The following is a 9,251-nucleotide window of genomic DNA, read 5'->3' on the forward strand; positions in this document are numbered from 1 at the left end:
CCTGCCGACCGGCTGTGCCCAACCCGATCTCAGCAGGCCGATCCCAGGCCAGCAGTCAGAGCTGCTGCTGCGACAACCACCGGCTCGGAGAGCTGTCGCAGGTTAGCAGATCGCGAACCACTTGATCTTCCTGTAGTTACGAGCGTCCATGGACGTCCCCCTCACGTCCATGGAGGCCACCGCGATGCCCAGGCAATCAGACCAGACCTACCGCGACGCCGAGTACGTGCTCGGCCAGCACCGGCCCGTCGACGATGGGCGGCGATGCGACCAGAAACGATGCGCACACGAGGCATGGCCGTGCACGGCGACCGTGACCGCCCGCCGGGTCATGGCCGCATACGGCGGCCCGCCCTTCCCCGCCGGGTCGTCAGCCGCGCACGGGGACACCGCACGGGTATGGCTGCTGACCTCGGCCGCCTACGACGTGCCGCCGACCGCACCGCTGGTAGCCGACATGGGCGACGTGATGGAGCTGATGCACCGCATGGGCGCCGTGTCGGTCGCGCAGGTCGCCGTCCGGCTCGGCCGACCACGTCCGATCATCGCCCTGATCCTCCGCGCGTTGACCGCCTGTGGCTGGGCCACCAACACGGCCACTATCTGAGCCGAATACTGCCGTGCAGGTACCACTTGAGCCGGATGTTCACGATGCGGCGAACGCCGCCAGCGCCGGATGCTCGTCGGGCAGACAATGCCGGCGCAGGAGGTGGCCCGCGCCCCGATGGCCGCCCTCAAGCGCCTGGGGGTGGGCCACGAGGAACTCCACCAGGCACCGCTGCGCGGGGGTCAGCTCAGCGAACGGCACCGGCCCATCCGGCTCGCCATCTGGATAGGCGAGGTTGAACGGGTTCACCAGCCGGTTGTGCCACATGGCACCCTCATTCCAACGTTCCTCCAGCGCCGCCGCGACCCGCACCCGCCGCATCTGCGCAGCCATCACCACATCGACGGCGTCGAGCAACGCCAGGGACCAGTCGGCCCGGCTCCACCGCCACGCCAGCCAGTGGTCCTCGTCATCGTCAGCAGACTCGCCGAGCACCTGCAGTACAGCCTTCGCGGCGTCCGGCGTATCCGGTCCGGTGGTCAGCGCCCACGTTCCCGCAGCGGCCCAGCGCAGATCCTCGTCGCTGTCGTGGATCAGCCGCCCCAGCAGGTCCGACAGCAGGCGCGGGTCGCGCCCCGCCATGCCTGCCGCGAGAAGCGCTGTCGCCCGTACTCCCGGTCCCTGGGCCTCGTCGGCCGCGACTGCGGCCAGCGCGGGCACGGTCAACACTGCCTGCTCAGGAAACCAGGCCAGCGCGTGAGCCACCGCGCCCACCAGCTCGTCGTCGGCGTCGTCGAGCAGCGTGATCAGCTGGGGCACCGCGTCCCGCACCGCCTCGTACACCCGCAACTCATCCAGGCTGGTCGCGATCGTTCGCTCGACCTCGTGCGGCGGCTCCCTATGTTCGATGTCCTGCACCCACCACACGTAGCGAGCGCTCACCTCGGCCCGCCACTCGGCGCCGAACCCGCCCACAGCCGAGCGCAGCTCCTCCCCAGGGAACGGGCTCACCATGTACTCGTACTGATAACCGACCGCCAGATCGGCCAGCAGCCCGACGATCTCGGCCCGGTCCGGGACGGACGGCTCCAGCGTCAGCTCCACCAGGAACGGCACCGCATAGGCGCTGGCCTCGAAACGGGTGCCCTGATGGAAGATGTTGCCGTAGAGCTCGTACCGGGCCTGACCTCGCGTTTCCGCATCGGCCGAAGCCAGCAACCTGATCAACACCGGCACATCGGCGGCGGCACCATAAGCGTGCGTCAGCTTGTCCCAGGCCACATCGTCCAAGGTCTCCAACATGAGCGGCATCATGCATGATCGGCCCGACACCTGCTATCCCACCGCACGCCGCTCGGCATGAACACGGCCACCTGAACCGGACCCAGCACCTGCTGCCCCGCTGACGCGGTGCGGCAGCTCTCGTCTCATGTTCGATCGGTGCTGTCGAGCAGGCGGCCGAGGACTGCAGCGCTTGTCGAAAGGGCCGATGTGAGGGCAACGTACAGCGCCGACGGAATGGATCCCCGGCCAAGCTCGCTGGCATCCAGCGCTGCTACGAGGTCGCGGGCCTGATCCGGTCGCAGCCGGGAAACGCAACCGTCGTGGGCCATCACGTCGCGGATCGTGATCACGTCCCGGTCGGCCATCGCGTGCTCGATCAGACCAAGTGCGACTGCTCGGGCGTCCCTGTGATCGACACCCCCGGCGGCGTCGATCATGCAAAGGCCGAGCCGGGTATGGAATGGCGCCGTTGCCGGTGTCCGCACGACCTCCTTGTACAGGCCGAACATCGTGTCGACGTGTTCACTGGCCGGAGTGCTTCCACTCGTGCAGAGCACGCGCAGGCACGCGGTGACCGCCGCCTGCCAGGGCTCGCCGGGCAAGGTCGTGTCGATGAGCGTGACGGCGGCGGGAACATCGCCTCCGGTTGCTTGGGCGATGACGGCTGTCTGTCGCCCGTCGAGCATGAGGTCGCCGACGCCCCTGTGGAGCAGCACATGCCGGTGTGCGCCCTGCCATCGTCCGAGGCTGGTCAGGGCTCGGGTGCCGTCGGACAGGTGCACGCTCCACAGCCACTGTCGCAGTTGGCGGTGGTCGGCGTCGGTGGCGGTAAGGTCGCCTGGAACATCGATGCCGTCGATGACCGCGCTGGTGCGCGAGGCGACGGCACGGTAGAGGCTGTCCAGCAGCCGGAATGCTTGTTCCCCGTTGCCGCCGCGGATGTGCAGGCGGGCGAGGTTGACCAGTGGCTCGAGGGCGTGCCGCGCCACCTGCGCGCCCCGCGGGAGGGCGCGCAGGTGGAGGGCTGCGTGGTCGTGGCACCACTGGCGGGCCAGGTCGGGCAGCCCGCAATCGGATGCGATGAGGGCGGCCAGGTTGAACACCGACGACGCCCCAGCCAGGTCATTATCTCGGTCGGCCGCCTCAGCGCGGGCACTCAGGTCGGCGACGCGTACGGGCAGCGGGCCGCTGGTCGGCCTTGGCCGGGCTACGAGGGGGAAGCGGCGCACGGCCGGACCAGTGGCGTCCACGGTCATTCCCAGATGACGACGATGGGGTTCTGCGGGCGGTGTAGGACGAAGCGGCCTGCTGCCGGCTCGGCGTCGGCGGCAGCGTCGGGGATCTCGAACCGGACCGTCTTGGCGCGGTACTGCTCGTCCCAGACGCGGACCTGCTCGGCGACGTCGCTGGCCAGCGCTTCACCGGCCGGTCCGTGGCCGATGGCGCCGACCTCGTAGCGCCGGCCGCCATCGGATTCGGGCGTGGCGGGACGGACGGTGAGGTAGGCGAGGTCCGTGCCGCGGGTGGTCGCCATCGAGCCCCACGGGAACATCGGCGTGACCGTGCCACGTTCGGTGGCAGACGGCCGCACGTTCATCCGCATGATGGCGTTGGGAAGGGTGCAGGCCAGCCACAGGTCCATCCACTCGTACGGGACCATCGGCGGGAATGTCACGCTCGTCCACACCTCACGACGCGGCATGCCCAGCACGCCGGTGAGCGCGGATGCGTCGACGTCCTGGTCCTTGTGGATCTGCAGCGTGACGTCCTCGGCGAGGGCGACGGTTCGGCGTGCGTCGTCGCCGATGCCGCGCAGGGGCATGAACACGGCCAGCTCGCTGCCGTGGCTGGTCCACCGGTCGGCGTTCCGCTCGAAGGCGATGCTGCGCGATGCCGCCCCGGCCAGCCGTAGCGGCACCACCATCCGCCCGTTCGGTGCGAGCTGGTCCAGCCAGGCGCCGGGGATCTCCCAGGCACCGACGGTGGCGATGATCCGGTCGTACGGCGCGCCTGCCTCGTGTCCGAGCGCCCCGTCGCCGAGTATGACCTCGACGTTGCCAGCTTCGGCCGCGGCCAGGTGCTCGCGGGCGGCTTCGACGAGGTCGGTGTCGACATCGATCGTGGTGACGTGCCCGCTGTCTCCGGCGAGGGTGCCCATGAGCGCGGCGTTGTAACCGGTGCCCGCACCGATCTCCAGGATGCGGTGGCCCGGCCGGATGTCGAGCTGGTGCAGCATCATGGCGACGATGCCCGGCTCGGATGCCGCGCTGATCTGCGCGCCGTCCTGGGCGGTCTTGGTGTACACGGAGTTGTCGCCGTAGGCCTGTTCCAGCGGGAAGCCCGGCACGAACAGGTGCCGGGAAACGCCCTGGAACGCCGCCTCGATCTCGGGGCTGCGGAGCGCTCCGCGCTGGCGCAGGCGCTCGACGAGCGCGTCGCGAGCCTGACGCGGGCTCTTCGTGTCGGCGTGCGGATCGCTCATCGCGGTCATGGTCCGTCCTTCATGTCTCGTGGGTTCGGCCGGCTCGCCGTCGGCGAACACGGTGTTCAACGCCAGCGTGGCGAGGTTGGCCTGGTCGGCCAGTGGTAGCCCCGCCCGGTTGGCGTGGAAGATGAGGTGGTGGGCGAGCACAGCGCGCAACCCGCGCTGGAGCCTGCCGTGCCGGGCGTGGTGGGCCAGTGCCTGCCCGGCGGCCTCGAACGCGTTGACCCATTCCTCGTGACCGGCCAGCGCGCCGCCGGGCGCACAGAGGGCGCGTGCGTCAGTCGTCATGAGCTCGCGCATCGACCTGATGAGCCGCGCTCGCCCCGCCCCCTCCGGCGGCAGTGAGGTGTAGACGTCGGATCGTTCTTGGGCGAATCGGGCCCATACGTCGCCCTGCTCGTACCAGTCGAGCCCGGCGGCGCGGAGCATAGCGGTGCAGAGCAGAACGGTGGTCTCCCGGCGGCCGAGCCCATCGCCGCCTGCTTGGTGGAGCAGGTGTCGGCTGTCGTGGTGGAACAGGGTGTGCGCGATGTCCATGCCTTCTGGACCGCCGAAGGCCGCCGTCTCCGGCTCGTAGATGCCGCTTCTCCAGCCGATGATCAGGCCGTCGGCGGTCAGCGCGTCCAGCAGGTCGCCGATGATGCTGGTACCTGGATCGGCAGGCATGTAGCGCAGCTTGAACGGGTTCTTCCGCAGGAACCACCAGGTGTGCAGGTGCCCGTCGGATTGCGCGGATCTCAGAGCTGGCGCGAGGTGCTCGATCGCAACGGCATCGGCGCTGGCGCGGTCGGTGAACTCGATGTTGTGCTGTCGCCAGGTCGTGTGCATCAGGCGTCTTCTCCTCGAGCGTTGGTGGCGGCGGTGATGAGCAGGCAGGTGTCCCAGCCGGAGCGGGGCGTCATCCCGGAGGCCGCCAGGCACGCGAGTGCGACGCCCGCAGCACCGTCGAGCAGTCCTGGCCCGGCTCCGGAGTGCAGGAGCGGGGCCGCGCGAGCGTCGGGCATGCTGTCAGAGGGCAGAACGGCGTCGTCGAGCAGCTTGGCTACGAGGGCTTCCAGGCGGGTGGTGGAGGCGGGTGCCGCGTCGGCGGCGATCTGGGTCGCCACATGTGCGATCCCGGCGTATCCGTGGCACAGCCCTGGATCGCTGATCGTGTCACGCTGTCTGGGGTCGGTGAGCGCGTGGACGAGTGCGGTCTCAGCCTGGAGCGCTCGACCGAGGTCGCCGGTTGCGCGGGCAGCGAGCTGCAGCGCGCGGCCGACTCCGGCGGTGCCGTAGCACCACGAGGGCCGCTGCTGTTCGGGCAGGTGCATCGGCCCGGTGCGGAGCTCGGCCCTGGACGCCCAGTAGGGCCAGATCGTGTGACCAGTGGCGGTGTCGGCACGAATGCGGTCGTACCAGCCGACGACACGGCCGATCGCATCGCGCTGGTTGTCGACGACGACGCCTTCCAGCGCGGCGAGCGACAGAAGGGCGAGCGGGCCGGCGATGCCATGCGCGAGTCCAGCGTTGGCGTGCCCGCCACGCATACGCTGCTCGGCGCGGCCCGACGGCCCATCCGGCGTCCACCAGCCCGGGAGGGTCTCGCCGTCGACAGTGACAGGCTCGGTCAGCCGGACCAGGTACTCCAGCAGCGAGCGGATCGTGCGGCCGTCCGGGTCGTGGCGAAGCAGGTGAGACCCGACGCCGGTCAGACCGCGGACGACGTCGAACTCCGCCAGCCTGGCTGGTCGGCCGGCATCGATACGGGCATGGGCGATCTCGACCCGACGCCGGGCGTCAGCTGTGACCGTCTCGTTCAGGCGGGTGAGTACGCGCTCGTACGCGCCGGGCCGTACGGTCGCGGCGCAGGCGAGCGTGTGTGCGATTGCGGGGGCACCGTGGAACAGGTGGCTGTCGAAGCCGCTGGTGACCTCCCCGGAGGTGGCGCAGAGCAGCCAGTCGTGGGCGCGCTGCCAAGGACGCAGCCCGGTTGCCGCCACCTCGATGTGCAGCAGTGCGACCGCGGGAGCGCCGAGTGACAGCGACTGCACCCGCCACGGCTGAGCGGTGAGCATGTCGCCGAGCGCCGCCGGGGAAGCGAGCTGGTCGGCGATGGCCAGGGCGAGACGGGCGACGGGGTGGTTCATGATCGGCCAGCCGTGGCGCGGGCGGTCCAGGCCAGGGCTGCGGATCGGGCGAGGTACAGGCAGATCGCTTCGTCGTCGAAGTCGACGCCGACGGCCCGGATGAAGTGTGCGTGCGCGAGCGAGCCGAGCACGTCGTCCGGGTCGACACCCTCGGTGTGCGGGCCAGGCAGGTGCCTGCGGTAGGCGGCGAGCGCCTGGGCGCGTGCCTGCCAGGCATCGACGATGGCGGTGCCGCCCGGCGCGGCCCGCAGGGTGGCCCAGTCGCTGCGCGGGTCGGCGATGCGGACGGCTTCGGCGAAGACCGCGCGGTCGACAGGACCCGGAGCTGCGGCGGGGATGTGGTCGATCAGCCACTTCATGCCGGCCTCGGTGCTGCCGGTGAAACCGACCGCGATCGCCGCGGTGTGCGCGGCGACCAGCGCCTGCTGGTGCGGATGCTCGTACTGGCGCAGCTGGGTCACCACCGTCGCCGAGTCGGCACGGAACACTGCCTCGGCGGCATCCATCGCGGCTTCGGATCCCCAGCGGCCGGTCTCCGGGTAGGAGGTGGCGTACTGCACCTCACGAAGCAGACCTGCCCTGCGGAGCTGGTCTGCCCAGGCGCTGACGATCTGCGCCGTGGGACCGAACGCGTCGACGTGCGGAAGCGCGATACGCAGACGCAGGTGCTGGTCGGGATCACGGAACCGCAGGAACCACCACGGCGGCACGGTCTCCCATCGGGCGAGCAGGCGCGGCAGGTGCTCGGCGAGCAGTTCGTCCTGGCGGTCGCGGTCGCCATACAGCTTGGCCAGCATCACCAGCGATGCGCCAGGCGTCTTGCCCTGGTCGCGGCCGATGAGACGGGCCGGGGTGGGCTTGGGTAGGCGCGGCCACGCCGGGGCGACGGTGGCCTTGAGCGGCACGATCACCTCGTGTGGCCGGCCTTCGCACCAGCCCGTCGAGTCCCCGTCCGGGGCCTCAAGCAGCACGGCGTGCGGGTGCCTGCCGAGATGCGTGCGCAGCAGCACACGGTGTGCGGTCTCAGCAAGGTCGAGGGGCAGCCGCTGGTCGCCTTCCGCCAGGTACACGCGGCGCGGCAACCTGCGGTGGTTGCTCCAGGCGGCGAAGGCGTCATCCCACGAAGACCAGGGTCGTTCGCGTGGCGGCAGGTCCGCAGCGGGCAGCCGCCAGGTCGCCGGCGCAAGGATGACGCGACCGTGGCGCAGCCGAGGCAGGTACGGCAGCTTCGCCGCGGCACCCCAGTCGAAGGCGGTCACCTGTGCGTACTGTGCGCGGCTCAGCTCGATCAAGAACCTGGCCAGCGACGGGGTGTGACGGGTCGGGTTGAGCGCGTGCAAGCTAGTGGCTTCGATCCGCTGTCCACGGGCCGGGGCCGCCAGGTACATGCGGCGGCCATCGCATGCGACCGCGAGGTCCTCGACGCTCAGCACGTCTGGGTCTGGGCTGCGGTGCTCGGCCAGGCTGATCACGGTCGGCAGGATGCGCGGCGCGCGTGCGACGTGCGCAGCGGCGGGGTCGAGTGGGGCGAAGGACAGCTGGGCGGGAACCGTGTCGGCGTCGGCGGTGGGCAGGTCGGCCAGTTCGGCGGACAGCCGTTGCCGCTCGTCGGGCGTCAGCACCTGGAGGAACCGGCCGCACAGCGTGCCGGTGCCACGGGAGACGGACACTACCTCGACGCGGAAGTCTCCGCGGATCAGCGCCTGCTGGTCGCGCGCGTGTACCCGCACACACAGCTCGAGATGCGGGGGCAGGCGGGGTTGGTCGGTACCAATATCGAGTGCGTCGAGCAGCTCGGCGTCCAGGATGACTTCGCGGCGGCCGTCGAGCGCGGCTGCCTGGGCCAGTGACAGCAGCAGCTCATCCCGGCGGGCGGCCGGAGCGTGCCGCTCCGCGGCAGCGGCCGGGTAGCCGTCCGGCCAGCCGATGCCGGCATCGGTGTCGATGACGTCGCGTAGCGGCGCCATCGACCCGATGCCGTAACGCTCGTAGAAGCGCATGTGGTAGTCGCGCCACGATGCGCGGCCGAAAGGGTAGGCGCTCAGGCGGGTCAGAAGCAGCGCGGCGCGCTCCACCTCGCGCGCTACCGACTCCGGCAGCACCACCGTCGCGTCCAGGCGCAGGTCGAGCGCGAGTGGGTGCCGGTGACACGGCTGTGCCATGCGCATGGTGGCGGCGAGGTCGTCGCGTACCCAGGCGACGTTGCTGCCGAGTTGGCCGTTGTGGCTGCTCATGAGCGCGCGGATGTCATGCAGCGCAGCGACCAGGTCGGCGACCTGCTGCACAGCACCACCGTCGGCAGCGTCGACCTGTTCGACCAGGTGCGCAAGCGCATCGGTAGTTGTGCTGGGCGCGTGCAAGGACGTGATCAGCGCTCGCCGCGAGACCAGCTCGGCCAGGAGAGCGGTGATCCTCTCTGCGGGCGCCGAGGGTAGGACCTCTCGCACCTTCGCGGCGAGGTCGCTCATCCGGATCGGCGCGCGAGCCGCTTCGACCGCGACGCGCACCGGCGTGGTCAGGCGCAGCACGGCATCCACCGAGGCCAACTGCCCGGCCCGTCGTGGCTGGTCGGGGATCACGAGGCGGTCACCACGGACCGTCATCGTCGTGTTCGCGACGACAGGTAGCCGAGCGAGCAGTTCCGGGCAGCTCTCCAACGTCTGGATCACTTCGTCGAGCCACGTCGCGGCCGGGCTGGCAACCGCGTGGTGCCGCCTGCCCCACCGGAGTCGGGGCTGCCCGCCGAAGGTCGCGACCGCCACTCCGGCAGCCAACCCCAGCGGAGTTGCCCGTCCGGTCATCCGCT

Annotated in this window: 6 protein-coding genes; 1 reads left to right on the forward strand and 5 read right to left on the reverse strand. The window is 70.6% G+C overall.

The window, feature by feature from the left end:
* Nucleotides 1-169 precede the first annotated feature (169 nt).
* Nucleotides 170-607: a hypothetical protein gene (locus tag AB0J67_RS13640; RefSeq protein WP_363481027.1), complete on the forward strand. Its 438-nt coding sequence runs from the start codon at nucleotides 170-172 to the stop codon at nucleotides 605-607.
* A gap of 39 nt (nucleotides 608-646) precedes the next feature.
* Here AB0J67_RS13640 and AB0J67_RS13645 read toward each other — a convergent pair whose 3' ends face one another.
* The 5 genes from AB0J67_RS13645 to AB0J67_RS13665 all read right to left on the reverse strand — a co-directional run bounded on the left by AB0J67_RS13645 (nucleotide 647) and on the right by AB0J67_RS13665 (nucleotide 9,246).
* Entirely contained in the window at nucleotides 647-1,849 is a 1,203-nt protein-coding gene (locus AB0J67_RS13645) for a hypothetical protein (protein ID WP_363481030.1), read from the reverse strand.
* A gap of 125 nt (nucleotides 1,850-1,974) precedes the next feature.
* Nucleotides 1,975-3,087, reverse strand: coding sequence for a hypothetical protein (locus AB0J67_RS13650; protein WP_363481033.1), 1,113 nt, complete (start codon nucleotides 3,085-3,087; stop codon nucleotides 1,975-1,977).
* On the reverse strand, nucleotides 3,084-5,144 hold the full coding sequence (gene fxlM, locus AB0J67_RS13655; protein ID WP_363481036.1) for a methyltransferase, FxLD system: 2,061 nt from the start codon (nucleotides 5,142-5,144) through the stop codon (nucleotides 3,084-3,086). The genes AB0J67_RS13650 and fxlM overlap by 4 nt, the downstream gene beginning before the upstream one ends.
* Nucleotides 5,144-6,445 (reverse strand): lanthionine synthetase C family protein, encoded by a 1,302-nt coding sequence (locus tag AB0J67_RS13660; RefSeq protein WP_363481039.1) that lies wholly within the window; start codon nucleotides 6,443-6,445, stop codon nucleotides 5,144-5,146. The genes fxlM and AB0J67_RS13660 overlap by 1 nt, the downstream gene beginning before the upstream one ends.
* Complete coding sequence (locus AB0J67_RS13665) at nucleotides 6,442-9,246, reverse strand: lantibiotic dehydratase (protein WP_363481052.1); 2,805 nt, start codon at nucleotides 9,244-9,246, stop codon at nucleotides 6,442-6,444. The genes AB0J67_RS13660 and AB0J67_RS13665 overlap by 4 nt, the downstream gene beginning before the upstream one ends.
* Between the last annotated feature and the right edge of the window lie 5 nt (nucleotides 9,247-9,251).

This window comes from Catellatospora sp. NPDC049609, from assembly GCF_040675365.1.
GTDB lineage: Bacteria > Actinomycetota > Actinomycetes > Mycobacteriales > Micromonosporaceae > Catellatospora.

Bases quoted from the DNA above. Each gene is read 5' to 3' on its own strand.
- AB0J67_RS13640 (WP_363481027.1), top strand. From the start codon at position 170: ATGGAGGCCACCGCGATGCCCAGGCAATCAGACCAGACCTACCGCGAC.
- AB0J67_RS13645 (WP_363481030.1), bottom strand. From the start codon at position 1,849: ATGTTGGAGACCTTGGACGATGTGGCCTGGGACAAGCTGACGCACGCT.
- AB0J67_RS13650 (WP_363481033.1), bottom strand. From the start codon at position 3,087: ATGACCGTGGACGCCACTGGTCCGGCCGTGCGCCGCTTCCCCCTCGTA.
- fxlM (WP_363481036.1), bottom strand. From the start codon at position 5,144: ATGCACACGACCTGGCGACAGCACAACATCGAGTTCACCGACCGCGCC.
- AB0J67_RS13660 (WP_363481039.1), bottom strand. From the start codon at position 6,445: ATGAACCACCCCGTCGCCCGTCTCGCCCTGGCCATCGCCGACCAGCTC.
- AB0J67_RS13665 (WP_363481052.1), bottom strand. From the start codon at position 9,246: ATGACCGGACGGGCAACTCCGCTGGGGTTGGCTGCCGGAGTGGCGGTC.